The following is a 14,630-nucleotide window of genomic DNA, read 5'->3' on the forward strand; positions in this document are numbered from 1 at the left end:
ATTCCGATATTGGGCAGATCAGGGGGGTAGGCCACCCGCCGATCCATGACGGGGGAAACGCGATGAGCGAGGAAATACGGCGATTCACTCACCGGCCGGGCGACCGGGCGCCGGGGCCCGACTATTCGGGCCCCGGGGTGGAGGCGGAGCTCACCGGGCTCATGCATCCGGACGACCGGCCGGAGGACCGGACAGGTGAGCGGACCGGCGAGGCGGCGCGGCCGGGACCGGCCCGGGAAGGCGGGCCGGGGCGGGAGCGGCGGGGCGAGCGCGGGGGCGACGGATCGTACGACGGCCTCTACACGGCCCGCGCCTCGTCCGCCCTGGGGAAGGTGGCCTCCGACGACGGCCTGCTCGACGTGCGCATCAAGGCGCCCCCGGAGCTGGGCGGGCCCGGTGGGGAGACCAACCCCGAGCAACTGCTCGCGGCGGCGTACGCGTCGTGCTTCCACAACTCGCTGGCCCTGGTCGCCGGACGGCAGGGCACCCGGACCGCCGACGCCACCGTCGACGCCTCCGTCACGCTGCGCAAGCGGGGCGCCGCCGACGACTACACGATCAGTACGGACGTGACCGTACGCCTGCCGGGGGTCGAACCCGAGACCGCCCGGCGGCTGGTGGACGAGACCCATCGCATGTGCCCGTACTCCCGGGCCTTCGCGCACGGCGCCGAGGTCCACGTCCACGTCGCCTGAATCGCGTACGGCCGTACGCGGGCCCGTGCCCACGGGGAGCACGGGTCCGCGTCAGAGCAGCCGGGCTCAGGGTCAGACCCGCTGCCAGAGCGCCGGGACGTTCGGCGGCTCCCAGCCGGTGAGCGCGGTGTGCGCCTGGATGCACCGGTAGGTCACGCCCGCGTAGGTGACCCGGTCTCCCACCTTGTACGCCGTACCGGCCGCCCAGGTGCCGCCCGGAACGGTCGGGGTCGGCGAGGGACTGCGCGTGGGAGAGGCGCTGGGAGACGGGCTGGGCGAGGGGGTGCGCGGCGGCGTCGGGGACGGGCTCGGGCTGGGCGTCCCGCCCGAACCGATCTGGAGGTCGACACAGGCGTAGAAGGCGTTCGTCGTGTCGGCCACGTTCCAGACGGCGAGGACCTTCTGCCGGCCCGTGCGGCCGCCGAGGTTCACGCTGTGGCTGACGGTGGCCGGCGGCTGCGCGCCGTGGTCGTCGAAGACGGCGATCCGCGTGCCGCCGATGTAGTACTCCCACGTGCTCGTCGAGTGGCGGGCGGTCAGCGACCAGGTGAAGGTGACGGTGTTGCCGACGCTGGTCGCGGGCCACGGCCTGCTCTCGTCGTCGAGCTGGGCGAACCGGGCGTTGCCGCCGCTGCAGCTGCGCAGCCCTTTCGGTCCTTCCACGCTCTGGGGTTCGTACACGATGTCGCCGCAGTTGGGGACACGGCCCTGCGCGCACATCGCCTGCCGGCTCGGCGGCGACGAGATGTACCCGTGCGCCTGAGCGGGCGAGGCGATGAACACGGTGGCACCGATGACGACCGACGCCGTCGCGAGGAAGGTCAGCGCTCTTCGCATGTGGTGCTCCTCACTGCTGGGGGTGGCGCAAATATAAAAGAAGGTTTCCTAACAGTGAAGGCCCAATTGCTGCCACCACCTGCGGAATTAAGATCCTCTTGGGTGGATCGGTCCATCACCATCCCCTTCAGCGGACATCCGGGGCGGTGCGTCGTTGACAGCATGGTCCGGTCACCTAAACTTCTTCATGTGAACGACCGTTCAATCGTTGTGGACATCGAGACCGCCGATTCCTGCGCGCTCCCCGTGGTCGACGCGGACCGGGTGGAGAGCGTCAGGCGGGTCATGCCGGGCCCGGAGACGATGGAGGACCTGGCGCAGATCTTCGGGCTGCTGTCCGACCCCGGACGGCTGCGGCTGATCGCGGCGCTGCTCGAAGGCGGCGAGATGTGCGTGTGCGACCTCGCCGCGGCCACCGGGCACAGCATGTCCGCGGCGTCCCACGCCCTGCGCCTGCTGCGGGCCCACAACGTGGTGAAGGTACGGCGTACGGGAAGGATGGCCTACTACCGCCTCGCGGACTCGCACGTGCGACTGCTGTTCGATCTGGCGATCACGCACATCACGCATGAGGAGAAGGACCGAGACGATGGGTGAGACCGGCATGGGTGTAACCGGCACAGGGCACGAACCCCCGCAGGGACACCGGCGCGGGACGGGACAGGCACAAGGGCACGGGCATGCGCACGGTCACGGGCACGGTCACGCGGTCAGCGCCGAGGCCGACCGGCGGCTGCTGACCGCCGCGCTGGTGCTCATCCTCGGCTTCATGGCGGTCGAGGTCGTCATCGGTTTCGTCGCGCGCTCCCTCGCCCTGGTCTCCGACGCCGGGCACATGCTCACCGACGCGATCGCGATCGCCTTCGCGATCGTGGCCATGCGGATCGCCGCCCGGCCGCCCCAGGGCGGCTTCACGTACGGCCTCAAACGTGCGGAGATCATCTCCGCGCAGATCAACGGCATCACGCTGCTGCTGCTCAGCGTCTACTTCGTCTACGAGGGCGTACGCCGGCTGATCGAGCCGCCCGAGGTCGCGGGCGCGTACGTGGTCGCCACGGGTCTCGCCGGGATCGTGGTCAACCTCGCCGCGACCTGGCTGCTGAGCAGGGCGAACCGGTCGAGCCTCAACGTCGAGGGCGCCTTCCAGCACATCCTGAACGACCTGTTCGCGTTCATCGCGACCACGGCCGCCGGCGCGGTGGTGTGGGCCACCGGCTGGAGCCGGGCCGACGCCCTGGCCGCGCTGGTCGTGGCCGCCCTGATGCTCAAGGCGGGGTGGGGCCTGGTGCGCGACTCCGGCCGGGTCTTCATGGAGGCCGCCCCCGCGGGCATGAGCCCGGCCGAGATCGGCCGCAGGACCGCCGCCCTGGAGCACGTGGTCGAGGTGCACGACCTCCACATCTGGGAGGTCACCTCCGGCTACCCGGCGATGTCCGCGCACATCCTGGTCGCCCCCGGCTCCGACTGCCACGCCGTACGGCAGGCCGCCCAGCGGATGGTCCACGACGAGTACGGCATCGCCCACACCACCCTCCAGGTCGACCACGCCCCTCCGGACCTGCTGGCCATCGGCGGCCCGGCCGAGCCCCACTGCGCGGAGGCCCACGGCCCGGCGCACACGAACGGGCGGCCGCAGCCGTCCGACGACACCACCGGCAAACGCGGCCCGAACGGGTGCCCGGGACGCCGCCGGATCAGTTTCCGGCGCCCCGACCGCCTCTCCGACCACCCCACCTGACCGCCGCCTTCCCTCAGTCCGTCCGCAGGGCGGCCGCTCGGCGGCGCTGTTTGCCGTACGACCCCAGGGGTATCAGCCGCGCATGTTCACCCCGTCCGACCTCGACGTTCTCGTGCCCACCAGGGATCGCCCCGGTGCGCTCGCCGTCACGCTGGCGGGTCTGGCGGCGCAGACCGCGCCGGGGTTCCGCGTCGTGATCTCGGACCAGTCGCGGGAGCCGGTCGCCGGGGACCGGCTGGTGGCCGCGCAGGTGCGGATCCTCGGCCACCGTGACCGGCCCGTGGACGTCCGTCGTCACCTGCCCGCGCGGGGCATGGCGGAGCAGCGGGCGTTCCTGCTCGACCGGGCCGACCGGCGGCTCGCGCTCTACCTGGACGACGACGTCTGGCTGGAGCCGGAGGCGATCGAGGTCCTGCTGGCGGCGATGAACGGCCTGCGCTGCGGGTTCGTCGGCTTCGCGCTGCACGGGCTGTCCTACCGCGACGACGTACGCCCGGCCGAACTCGCGCCGTACGAGGAGTGGACCGGCGGCGTACGGCCCGAGCGGGTGCGCCGGGAGTCGCCGGCCTGGCGGCGGTGGACCCTGCACAACGCGTCCAATCCGCTGCACCTCGCGCAGGAGCACATCGGCGCCCCGGGCCCCCGCGAGTGGCGGCCGTACAAGGTGGCATGGATCGGCGGCTGCGTGCTGTACGACCGGGAACGGCTGCTGGAGTGCGGCGGGTTCGACTTCTGGCGCTCGGTGCCGCCCCGGCACGCGGGTGAGGACGTGGCCGCGCAGCTGCGCGTCATGGAGAGGTACGGCGGGGCGGGACTGCTGCCGAGCCGGGCCTACCACCTGGAGTTGCCGACGACGATCACCGACCGCGGCGCCGAGTGCTACGACTACGTCTTCGAGGCGGCGGCAGGGGCGCGGTGATGGCCGCGCCGATCGACCCGCCGACCGGCACCGCGACCGGCACCGCGACGGGGACGGTGATCGGCCCTGAGACGGGGCCCCGGCGACGGGTACGGCGATGGGCGGCGTGATCGAGGGGGTGGGCCGGATCGCGGTCCTGCGGGCCAACGCCCTCGGTGACCTGGTCCTCGCCATGCCCGCCCTGGAGGCGCTGCGCCGGGCCTACCCAGGGGCGCGGCTGACCCTCCTCGCCAGGTCCTGGCACGCGCGTTTCCTGGAGGACAGGCCAGGGCCGGTGGACGACGTCGTCGCCCTGCCGCCCATCTCGGGCGTCTCCTCGGCCGCGAGCGGCCACGCGGCCCCGGAGAGCCTGTTCGAGGAACTGCGCGAGCGGCGGTTCGACCTCGCCGTGCAGATCCACGGCGGCGGCCGTTACTCGAATCCGTTCGTCAGGGCGATCGGCGCCCGGGTCACGGCCGGGCTGTGCTCGCCGGACGCCGAGCGGCTCGACCTCTGGGTGCCGTACGTCTACTTCCAGCACGAGACCCTCCGCTACCTGGAGGTGGCGGCGCTGGTCGGTGGGACGTCCGAGGTGCTCGATCCGCGGATCGCCGTGACCGACGCCGACCGGGCCGAACTGGCCCGCGTGTACGGCGAGCCGCCGCCCGGCCTGGTGGCCATCCACCCGGGGGCGACCGATCCGCGGCGACGCTGGCCGGCGCGTCACTTCGCCGAGGCCGCCGACCGGCTCGGCCGGCCTGTGGTGATCACCGGTGTCGAGGCGGAGCGCGAGGTGGTCGAGAAGGTGGCGGCGGCGATGCGGCGGCCCGCCATCACGGCCGTCGGCACCCTCGGCATCGGCGGCCTGGCCGCGCTCTACGAACGGTGCGACCTGGTGATCTCCAACGACACCGGCCCGCGGCATCTGGCCGCGGCGGTGGGGACAGCGACCGTGGGCGTCTACTGGTGCGGCAACCTCATCAACGCCGGGCCGCTCACCCGCACCCGGCATCGGTCCCTGATGTCCTGGACAGCCGAGTGCCCGGTCTGCGGCGTCAGCGGGCTCGACCCGCGTGCGGGGCGGTGCCCGCACGACGAGTCGTGGGTGACCGGGGTCACGGTCGACGAGGTGGTGGAACAGGCCGAAGACCTGCTGCGCGGCGGATGACGAACCTGTCACCGCACCGCCTGGTCCACACCGGCCCTCCGTCCGGGAGGACGCCCGCGGGAGCCGTGCGGGCCGGTGCGCGGGCCGGTGCGCGGAGGCGGCAGGCCCGCACTGTCCGGGGACAAGACGAATGCAAGGTCCCTCCAAGGCTCCGGCCCTAGGGTCGGCCGACATGAGCAAGAACCTCGTCATCGGCGGACTGCTGGCGGCCGTGTCGGCCCTGGGCCCGCTGGCCGCTCCGGCCCACGCCGCCACGCCCAGGACCGCGACCCAGGCCGCCTTGACCCAGGCTGCCCCGACACAGGCCGCCCCGGCACAGACCACCACGGCGTCGGCCACGAGGACCCGGTCCGCCGCGGCGCCGCTCATCCACTGGGGGCCGGTGCGGTCGCGGGCCGGGCACCGCGGTTACGCCAAGGCCGACGTCTGGATCACCCGGTTCAGCGCGGAGACCTTCGTCGTCTCCGGCAGCCTCCACGACCGTGACGCGCACGGCGGCCACTGCGCCTACGTCCGGGCGCGCTTCCACTACGTCGGCGGCGGCACCGGCTGGGCCCTGCCGCGGACGACCTGCGCGGCCCGGAGTACGTTCCGGCTGTCGTCGGACGGCCAGATCAAGCGCGTGGACGTCAAGGTCTGCGTCGTGGACCGGGCCCGCCGCGCGACGCTGAACTGCCACAGCGACGCCATCACCCCCGGCATCATCGCCAACTGGCCGCAGTGACCGCGTACTCCCCGAGCGGTAGTGGGACGCGCCGCTGATGCGGCGGCGGTAGCCGCAAGCGCCTTCCGGCGTGCGACGACGCGGGCGGCCCCCGGCGACGACGATCGGAGCGCCGCCGGGGAGTACGCGGCCGGGCGGAAGACCCGCCCGCGTACTCCCCGAGCGGTAGCCGACGTGTCTCTCACGGAGGGACGACGCGCCGGTTCGACATGGGACACGATCCCGGTGATCCCCACAGTCCGCTCATCGAAGGGAGCACCGCCGTGCGCAAGGTCTACGCCGTATTCGCGGGACTGCTGCTCGCCGCCGCCGTCGTCCAGATGTACCTCGCGGCAGTCGGCGCGTTCGACAAACCACAGGACGACTCCTCGTTCGCCGCACACAGCATGAACGGCATGCTGGTCATCCCCGTGCTGTCGCTGGTGGCCACCGCCGCCGCGGCGGCGGCCCGGGCGCCGGGACGGCTGATCGGCCTGACCGTCCTGCCGGTCGGGCTGGTCGTCGTACAGGCGCTGATCGTCGCGCTCGGCGGCGCGTTCGAGGACGCCGCGGGCAACACCACCCCGCTCTCCCTGGCGATCCTCGGGCTGCACGCCCTCAACGGCATGGCGGTGTTGGGCGTCTGCGGCACGGTGTTCGGCCGGGCCCGGCGGCTCGCGTCGGCCGGCCCCGAGCAGGTCGAGGAAGGCGCTGTGGACGGCCCGGCGGTGCGCGCGTCGTGACCACCGACCGGCTCATGGTGCTCGACCTGCTCGTCTCGGTCCTGGCCGCGGCGGCGTGGGTGGGCGCGGGGGCGGCGGCCGCCGCCCGACGCCCGAGGACGGCCGCGGCCCTGATGGCGGGGGCCTTGGTCGCGTCACCGGCCCGGGCCGGGTCCGTTCTCGCGCTGGCCGGGGCCGGCTGGTGGTTCGTCCAGGAGAAGGTCGCGATCGCCCTGCCGCTCCTCCTGACGGCGAGTGTCGTCGCCGCCGTGACGGCCGGGCCGCGTCTGCTGGCCGCGTCCCGCGCGGCCTCGGAGGCCGGCCGGGACGCCGCGAGGTCGCCCGCGGTGGTGGTCCCCCTGCTCGGGGCCGGGTACGCGGCGGCGGCCGGCCCCGTCCAGACGTTCCTGCTGGGGTACCCGGCGGAGCCCGGCAGCGCTCTCATCCTCCTGGCCGTCGTCGCGGGGGCCGTACTGCTGACCTGGCGGGCGATGACCCCGCGGGTCCCGCTGCTGCGTGCGGCGACGGCGGCGACGGTCGTCGCCGCCCTGGCCGGCGGGGCCCTCACGTTCCTCCCCGCCACCACCGCCGAAGCCGCCACCCCGGGAGCCGCCACCGCCGAAGCCGCCACCCCGGTCGCCGCCACCGCCGGAGCCGTCGCCCCGGCCACCGCCGAGGGCGGCCACGACATGCCGGGGCATGACATGTCCACCCAGGCATCCGTTCCCGTCCGCCCGGTCACGGATCTGCGCGGACCGTCGGCGCCCGCGCCCGGCGGGACCGTACGCCGGTTCACGCTGACGGCGCGGACGGCGACGGTCACGCTGTCCTCGGGCCGGAAGGTGGCCGCCTGGACCTTCGACGGACAGGTTCCCGGTCCCCCGATCACCGCCGAACAGGGCGACCTCGTCGAGGTGCGGCTGCGCAACGCGGACATCACGGAGGGCGTGACCCTGCACTGGCACGGCTACGACGTGCCTTCGGGAGAGGACGGCGTGCCGGGGCTCACCCAGGAGGCCGTGCCGCCGGGCGGTGAGTTCGTCTACCGGTTCGTCGCCGCCCAGACGGGGACCTACTGGTACCACACGCACGAGGTGTCCGATATCGGCGTACGGATGGGCCTCTACGGCATGCTCGTCGTGAAGCCGAGAGGGTCCGCGACCACCGGCGTGGATCTCACGCTTCCCGTGCACACCTTCGCGGGCACGACCGTGGTGGGCGACCACGACAAGCCCGTCCTCCAGGAGGTGGCGCCGGGCACACCGGTGCGGCTGCGCCTGGTCGACACCGACAACACCCCGCACCGGTTCACCCTGGCCGGCACGGTCTACCGGCTGGTGGCGGTGGACGGCACGGACCTGAGCGGACCGGGCCCGCTGAGCCGGGCCGGGCTGAGGCTCCCGGCGGGCGGCAGGTACGACCTCGCCTTCACCATGCCGTCCGGCCCGGTGGTCCTGCGGGTGGACGACCGCACCGAGGCCGTACGGCTCACGACCACGGCGAACGGCCCCGGTCACGGCCCCCGTCATGGCACTGGGAACGGCACTGGGAACGGCGCCGGGAACGGCCCCGCAACCGACGACGCTCCCGGCGCCGAGCGCACCGCGGGCCCCACCGCCCGCTCCGATCACCCCGGCGACGTCACGGACGCCGAGGACGCCGCGGCGGCGGCCGGGTGGCCGGAGCTCGACCTCACCCGGTACGGCACGCCGGCGTCCACGCCGTACACGTCGCGGTCCCACTTCGACCGGCGGTTCACGCTCGTGCTCGACCGGGGGCTCGCGCTCGGGGACGGACTGCCCATCTACGCGCACACGATCAACGGCCGCGCCTATCCCCACGTGCCCACCCAGGTGGTCGCGGAGGGCGACCTCGTCCGTCTCACCGTGGTCAACCGGGGCAGGGACACCCATCCCTGGCATCTCCACGGTCACCGGGTGCTGGTGCTCGCGCGTGACGGCCGCGCCCCCACCGGGAGCCCTCTGTGGCTCGACACCTTCGACGTACGGCCCGGGGAGGTGTGGGAGGTCGCGTTCCGCGCCGCCAACCCCGGTTTGTGGATGAACCACTGCCACAACCTCAGCCACGCCGACCTGGGGATGATGCTGCACCTGGCGTACGAAGGGGTGACCACGCCCTTCCACGGCGGTCACGGCGGGTGAGAACCGCGCCGGATGCGAAGCCGGGTAAAGAATGCGGCCTCAGCGCCGGGCGAGGTGTAAACGCACGGTAATCAGATCACAACTTCGGGTGAGTGGAGCAGGCCTGGGTCCCCTCGCCGGGCGTCGAGCGACGCGACCCGAAGGGAGAGATCGTGAGAGTGGCCAGGATCGTCGTTCCCGCGCTGGCGGTGTGGGCCTCGGCGGGGTGGGCCTCGGCGGAGTGGCTCGGCCATCCCGCGTACGGCTTCACGGCGGCCCGGCCGCCCGCACCGGGCGGATCCGTGGCCACCGTGCCGCACCGGGAGGCCGTCCGCCCGCCGGAGCGCCCCGGGCGGCACGCGGCCGCCGGCCCCCGCCAGGAGGCCGCGCGCCAGGCCGGGCAGGCCCCCGGACGCGTGTGCGCCTACCGCCTCCGGGGCGTGAGCGCGGGAGGTTTTCTCCACGTACGCGGGGGCGCGGGGCGCCGGCACGCCCCCGTCGGCAGGCTGCGGGTGTCCGACGGGGGCTTCGCCGGGGCCTGCGCCGTCACCCACGGCTGGATCGCGGTGAGAGCCGCCGACGGCGCGTCGGGCTTCGCCTCCGCCCGTTACCTGCACAGGCTCGATCTCAGCGGCCGGCCCTCGCTGTCGTGCGCCTACCGCCTGAAACACGTGCACAAGGGCGGTTACCTCAACGTCCGCGAGAGCGCGGGGCTCGGTCACGTCCCCGTCGGGAAGATCAGCCCGGCCCAGGGCAACATCGCCGGAGCCTGCGCCGCCGACCACGGCTGGGTGGCCGTGGACACCGCCGACGGCATCCCCGGCTGGGCCTCGGCCCGCTATCTGCGGAAGATCCCGTAGGGAGTGCGACGGTCCGTCGCCGCGCCGCCACCGCCGCCTCCGTGGTCTCCGTGGTCTCCGTGGTCTCCGTGGTCTCCGTGGTCTCCGTGGTCTCCGTGGTCTCCGTGGTCTCCGTGGTCTCCGTGGTCTCCGTGGTCTCCGTGGTCGGGGTGGTTCCGGCGACCGTGTACCGGCAGGCCCGGCGCGCTGGACGTCCTTCCCGCAGGGGCCGCCTCCGCCGTCCCGTCCCCGGTGTCCCCCTGGCCGGGGACGGGAGGCATCCCCACCCGTCCCAAGCGTCGCCCCAAGGCCGGGTGTCCCGCCCCCGGCTCGCCGCCGGGGCAGGACGCCCACGCCCGTTCCGAACCGATCGCGGTGCCGCTCAGGCTGGTCAGCCGAGGTCGGGGTGCGGGACGTAGCAGTCGAGACGGAGAAAGTCCTCGCTGGTCATCAGCGTGTCCTGGTCGTCGATGCGCCATCCGGCGTCGAGCAGCAGGGGCAGCAGCGGATGTGTGCCCGGCACCGCGATCTCGACGGAGTCCGCGCCCGAGCAGGCGTCGGCCGCCTCCAGCACCGCTTCGACGCAGTCCTGGGGGGTGTCGCCTCCGGCGGGCCCGATGACGGCCTTGTCACCGGCCACCCGCACGAACGCGTACCCCGAGGCGGCGGCCCGCACCGTCACGCCGGGCAGGCCCGCGAACCAGCCGAGGGTCGCGGCCCGCTCCCCGCCGGAGATCCGGGCGTCCAGAGCCACCGCCGCGTCCACGTCGCGGGCTCCCGGCGCGAACCGGTCGCTCTCCGGGCCCGCGAGGGCGGCCCCCATGGGAGCCTCGCTCCCCGCCCGTGCCGCCCGTCCGTTCTGTGAGGGGCGGCTCTGTGACGGGCGTGCGCTCCCGCGTCCGCTCCCCGGGCGGCTGAGGTAGAGCAGGGGGCATCGGGGTCGCATGCCGAACCGGACGTACAGGGCGAGCGCCCTGAGGTCGGCCGAGGCGAACGTCATCATGGGGGCGCCGGACGGCAGCAGCCGCGCCAGGATCATCCGGCCCGCTCCCGACGACTGGCGGTCCGGCAGGACGAACAGATCTCCGAGGTGCGTGATCTTCCCCCGGGGCAGGGTCGCGCCGAAGCCCGCGATCGTGCCGTTCACCTCGCCGACGACCACGGCGCCGAAGTCGCGCTCCGCGTCCAGGAAGTCCGGCCGCACCGGCCACCGGCCGAGAAGCCGGAAGTGGTTCGCGACGGCGCGCAGTCCGGGAACGTCTGCCTCTGTCGCGGTACGGACGACGACGGACTCCGTCATCGGTGTCTCTCCCTACGAGTTTTCCTCACGTTCGGTTCACCTTAGGCCCCGTTCCCCTTCCCGTTGCCCTTCGGGGCATCGGGTGGGACGCGAACCAGCCAGACGACACGGAGGACGTGTGAGGATCAGGCACCACGCCGGCGCCCGCCCCGGGCGGAGCGCTCGCGACGCGGCCCTGCCGGCCGTCCCGGCCCTGGCCGCGCTGCTCGCCTGTCTGTGGGGCATCCGGCGTGGGTCGATGTGGCAGGACGAGGCGACGACGTACGTCGTCGCGGGAAGGCCGCTGCCCGACCTCTGGCGCACGCTGGGGAACGTCGACGCGGTGCACGGCTGCTACTACCTGCTGCTCCATCCTCTTCTCGGGCTCGTGGGCGACGCCGTCCCGGCGGAGGTCGCGATCCGGATTCCCTCCGTCCTCGCCACGGCCGTCGCGGCGTCCGGCGTCGCGGCGATCGGACGGCGGCTGGTCTCCGCCCCGGCCGGCCTCTACGCGGGCCTCGTGTACGGCACGGCCCCCGCCGTCGTCGCCTACGGCCAGGAGGGCCGGTCGTACGCGCTGGTCGGGGCCGCTGTGGTGGAGGCCACGCGCCTGCTCACGCGGGCGCTGGAGGACCCGGCGCGCACGAGGAGATGGATCTGGTACGCCGTCGCGGTGGCGGTGGCGTGCCTGCTCAACCTCTTCGCCGCCCTGGCACTCGTGGCGCACGCGGCCACGGTTTCGATCGGCGCCCGCGGGCGGACCGCGGGAGACGAGGTGCCGGGCGAGAACGCCGGTGTCCCTGACGGGCCGCGGCGGTGGGGTGTGCCGCTCCAGTGGGCCGGAGCGAGCGCGTGCGCCCTGCTCGCCGTCCTGCCCCTCGCGTGGATCGCGTTCGGGCAGCGCGACCAGGTCTCATGGCTGGAGCGGCCCGGCTGGCCCGAGGTGCGCGCTCTCGTGGCGCGGTTCGCCGGGTCCGGCCTCTCGCTCGCGGCGACCGTCGTGCTCGTCCTGCTGGGACTGACACTGGGACTCGTACCGGGGCTGACACCGGGACTGACACCGGGACTGACACCGGGGCTGGGCGACCGACGCGCCAACGCCGTGGGGCTCGTGGCGGTTGCCGTGCCGCTCGCCGTGCTGCCGCCCGCCCTGCTGATCGCCGTCTCGCGGATCCACCCCTTCTACCAGGACCGCTACGTCCTGTTCTCGATGGCGGGGCTCGCGCTGCTGACGGGCGCGGGGCTGGCCCGGGCCGTAAAGCTCGTGCCCGGACGGGCGCCGGAACGGTCGCCGAGCCAGTCGCCAAGACAGTCGCCAGGCCGGTCGCCGGGTGGGTGGCGGGGTTGGTGGCGGATCGCGCCGCGGGCAGCCGCCGCGGTGGCGCTGCCGGTGTTGCTGCTGGCGGCGTCCCTGCCGGACCAGGCCGCCGTCCGGCGGATCGACAGCCGCCCGGACGACCCGGCCGCCGCGGCCCGGGTCGTCGGGTCGGGACGGCGGCCCGGAGACGCCGTGCTCTTCCTGCCCTCGATCCGCCGCCTGGTCGCCGAGGCGTACCCCGCCTCGTTCGACGGGGTCCGCGACGCGGCGATCAGGGCCGGCGGCGCGGAGTCGGGCACGCTGGCCGGCCGGGAACTGCCCGCGGGCGACCTCGTCGCCGCGCTGGGCGCGGCGCCCCGGGTGTGGGTGGTGAGCCGCCCGCATCCCGCGCCCGCCGACCTGGCGTCCGCGCGGGACACGGCCAAGCGGGACCTGCTGCGGGAGGGCTACCGGAAGGAGCGGGCCTTCCGGGTTCTCGGCTACACCGTACGGCTGTACACGCGGCTCAGCCCTTGACGGCCCCCGCGGTGAGGCCGCTGACGAGCTGCCGCTCGGCCACTGCGTAGAAACCGAGGGCGGGCAGCATCGCGACCACGATGTAGGCCATGACCCGGGCGACGTCCGTCGCGTACTGGCCCTGGAACTGCTGGACGCCCAGCGGGATCGTGAACAAACCGTCGTCGCTGAACACCACCAGCGGCAGCATGAACTGGTTCCAGCTGTTGACGACCGCCAGCACGGACACCGTGGCGATCGCGGGCCGGGCCATCGGGAGCAGGATCCGCCAGAAGAAGCCGAACGGGGTGCACCCGTCGAGGATCGCCGCCTCCTCGATCTCTCCCGGGATGGCCCGGAAGAAGCCGCGCAGGATGATGATCGTCATCGGCATGCCGAAGGCGGCCTGCGGAAGGATCACGCCGAGCGGGTTGTCGAGCAGCCCGAACATCCGCAGCAGCACGAACAGCGGCAGGATCGCCACCGCGAACGGGAACATGAGCCCGGCGGCGAACATCGTGAACAGCGCCTCGCGGCCACGGAAGGCGAACCGGGCGAACACGAAGGCCGCCAGCGCCGAGACCGCGACGACCACGAGCGTGGTCAGCACCGCGATGTAGGTGCTGTTCCAGAGCATGTGCCAGAACGACCCCGAGGCGAGAATGCCCCCGTAGTTCTCCGGCATCCAGGGGTCGGGCAGGCCGATCGGGTTGCTGGAGAGCTGCCGGGTGGTCTTGAAGCCGCCGAGCACGGCGTACACCAGCGGGACAGCGACGAACAACGCCGTGATCACGACGATCGTGTGCAGGGACAGGCTGCGCAGGAGACCGCCCGACGCCGGCGACTGCTTGTGGCGGTTGGTGCTCATCGCTGTTCTCGCAGCACGGTGGAGGCTCCTTGGAGGTCACGCCGCATGACGTATCTCTGGTAGAAGAGCGCGAACACGAGGCTGATGAAGAACATCACCACGCTGATCGCACTCGCGTAGCCGACCTGGAAGCGCTTGAAACCGAACTGGAACATCGTCACGGCCATGGTCTCGGAGGAGTGCGACGGGCCTCCGCCGGTGATGATCCAGACCAGGTCGAACAGCTGGATCGCACCGATGACCGACAGGAACACGCTGATGCGGATGGTGGGGCCGAGCAGCGGCAGCGTGACGTAGCGGAAGACCTTCCAGCCGGTCGCGCCGTCGATCTGGGCGGCCTCGGTGAGCTCCCGCGGGATGCCCTGGCGCCCGGCGATGTACAAGATCATGTGGAAGCCGAAGTACTTCCAGGTCATGACGATGAACACCGACATCATCACCGACGACGGGTCGGCGAACCAGTCGAGGGGGTCGACCCCGAACCAGCCCAGGACGACGTTGGCCAGGCCGTCCGTCGGCGAAAGGATCATCATGAACAGGACCGCGGTGATCGCCTCTGACAGCATGTACGGGGCGAAGAACAGCAGGCGGAAGAAGGCCCGGCCGCGGATCCTCTGGTTGAGCAGCATGGCGATGCCCAGCGAGAGGGGAAGCTGCACCACCAGCGACAGGATGATCAGCAACAGGCCGCGCCACAGGTCGCCCAGGAAGACCTCGTCCGCCAGCAGGCGGGTGAAGTTCGCCAGCCCGACGAAGTCGGTGGGCAGGCCGCGCATGCCGTTCCACTTGAAGACGCTCGCGTAGAAGGCGAGCAGGATCGGCGCCACCACAAGCCCGAAGAAGAGCACGAGCGCGGGCAGCAGGAACAGGAGGATCGTGGTGAACCCCCGGAGCCGGCGGCTCCGGGGTCTCGTCGTCTTCACGCGGCA

At 73.1% G+C, this 14,630-nt stretch carries 14 protein-coding genes; 10 read left to right on the forward strand and 4 right to left on the reverse strand.

Features of this window, described 5'->3' with window-relative positions:
- Positions 1-62 precede the first annotated feature (62 nt).
- Positions 63-695, forward strand: coding sequence for an Ohr family peroxiredoxin (locus FED44_RS22060; RefSeq protein WP_208759118.1), 633 nt, complete (start codon positions 63-65; stop codon positions 693-695).
- A gap of 72 nt (positions 696-767) precedes the next feature.
- Here FED44_RS22060 and FED44_RS22065 read toward each other — a convergent pair whose 3' ends face one another.
- The gene (locus tag FED44_RS22065; protein WP_111701068.1) at positions 768-1,532 is read right to left on the reverse strand and encodes a lytic polysaccharide monooxygenase; all 765 of its coding nucleotides are present in this window, start codon (positions 1,530-1,532) and stop codon (positions 768-770) included.
- Between the two features lie 189 nt (positions 1,533-1,721).
- Here FED44_RS22065 and FED44_RS22070 point away from each other — a divergent pair, with 189 nt between their 5' ends.
- The 8 genes from FED44_RS22070 (at position 1,722) to FED44_RS22105 (ending at position 9,762) form a co-directional block, all read left to right on the forward strand.
- A complete protein-coding gene (locus tag FED44_RS22070; RefSeq protein ID WP_244302135.1) occupies positions 1,722-2,129 on the forward strand; it encodes an ArsR/SmtB family transcription factor in 408 nt (135 codons plus the stop codon).
- A complete protein-coding gene (locus tag FED44_RS22075; protein WP_244302137.1) occupies positions 2,122-3,270 on the forward strand; it encodes a cation diffusion facilitator family transporter in 1,149 nt (382 codons plus the stop codon). The genes FED44_RS22070 and FED44_RS22075 overlap by 8 nt, the downstream gene beginning before the upstream one ends.
- Before the next feature lie 82 nt (positions 3,271-3,352).
- Positions 3,353-4,189 (forward strand): glycosyltransferase family 2 protein, encoded by an 837-nt coding sequence (locus FED44_RS22080; protein ID WP_138461893.1) that lies wholly within the window; start codon positions 3,353-3,355, stop codon positions 4,187-4,189.
- A gap of 97 nt (positions 4,190-4,286) precedes the next feature.
- Positions 4,287-5,336, forward strand: a complete 1,050-nt coding sequence (locus FED44_RS22085; RefSeq protein WP_138461894.1) for a glycosyltransferase family 9 protein — start codon at positions 4,287-4,289, stop codon at positions 5,334-5,336.
- Between the two features lie 172 nt (positions 5,337-5,508).
- Complete coding sequence (locus FED44_RS22090) at positions 5,509-6,060, forward strand: hypothetical protein (protein WP_138461895.1); 552 nt, start codon at positions 5,509-5,511, stop codon at positions 6,058-6,060.
- Positions 6,061-6,323: 263 nt separating this feature from the next.
- A complete protein-coding gene (locus tag FED44_RS22095) occupies positions 6,324-6,782 on the forward strand; it encodes a DUF6220 domain-containing protein (protein ID WP_133306013.1) in 459 nt (152 codons plus the stop codon).
- Positions 6,779-8,923 (forward strand): multicopper oxidase family protein, encoded by a 2,145-nt coding sequence (locus FED44_RS22100; RefSeq protein ID WP_138461896.1) that lies wholly within the window; start codon positions 6,779-6,781, stop codon positions 8,921-8,923. Before FED44_RS22095 ends, FED44_RS22100 begins: the two co-directional genes overlap by 4 nt.
- A gap of 152 nt (positions 8,924-9,075) precedes the next feature.
- The gene (locus FED44_RS22105) at positions 9,076-9,762 is read left to right on the forward strand and encodes an SH3 domain-containing protein (protein ID WP_138461897.1); all 687 of its coding nucleotides are present in this window, start codon (positions 9,076-9,078) and stop codon (positions 9,760-9,762) included.
- Between the two features lie 370 nt (positions 9,763-10,132).
- Here the strand turns inward: FED44_RS22105 and FED44_RS22115 are convergent, their stop codons facing one another.
- Positions 10,133-11,041, reverse strand: a complete 909-nt coding sequence (locus tag FED44_RS22115; protein WP_138461899.1) for a GNAT family N-acetyltransferase — start codon at positions 11,039-11,041, stop codon at positions 10,133-10,135.
- A gap of 118 nt (positions 11,042-11,159) precedes the next feature.
- Here FED44_RS22115 and FED44_RS22120 point away from each other — a divergent pair, with 118 nt between their 5' ends.
- Complete coding sequence (locus tag FED44_RS22120) at positions 11,160-12,854, forward strand: glycosyltransferase family 39 protein (protein ID WP_138461900.1); 1,695 nt, start codon at positions 11,160-11,162, stop codon at positions 12,852-12,854.
- Here FED44_RS22120 and FED44_RS22125 read toward each other — a convergent pair.
- Together FED44_RS22125 and FED44_RS22130 are read right to left on the reverse strand one after the other, a co-directional pair.
- Positions 12,844-13,701 (reverse strand): carbohydrate ABC transporter permease, encoded by an 858-nt coding sequence (locus FED44_RS22125; protein ID WP_117409740.1) that lies wholly within the window; start codon positions 13,699-13,701, stop codon positions 12,844-12,846. The genes FED44_RS22120 and FED44_RS22125 overlap by 11 nt on opposite strands.
- Positions 13,698-14,624: a carbohydrate ABC transporter permease gene (locus FED44_RS22130; protein WP_117409739.1), complete on the reverse strand. Its 927-nt coding sequence runs from the start codon at positions 14,622-14,624 to the stop codon at positions 13,698-13,700. Before FED44_RS22130 ends, FED44_RS22125 begins: the two co-directional genes overlap by 4 nt.
- Positions 14,625-14,630 lie beyond the last annotated feature (6 nt).

This window comes from Microbispora triticiradicis (assembly GCF_005864065.1).
GTDB lineage: Bacteria > Actinomycetota > Actinomycetes > Streptosporangiales > Streptosporangiaceae > Microbispora > Microbispora triticiradicis.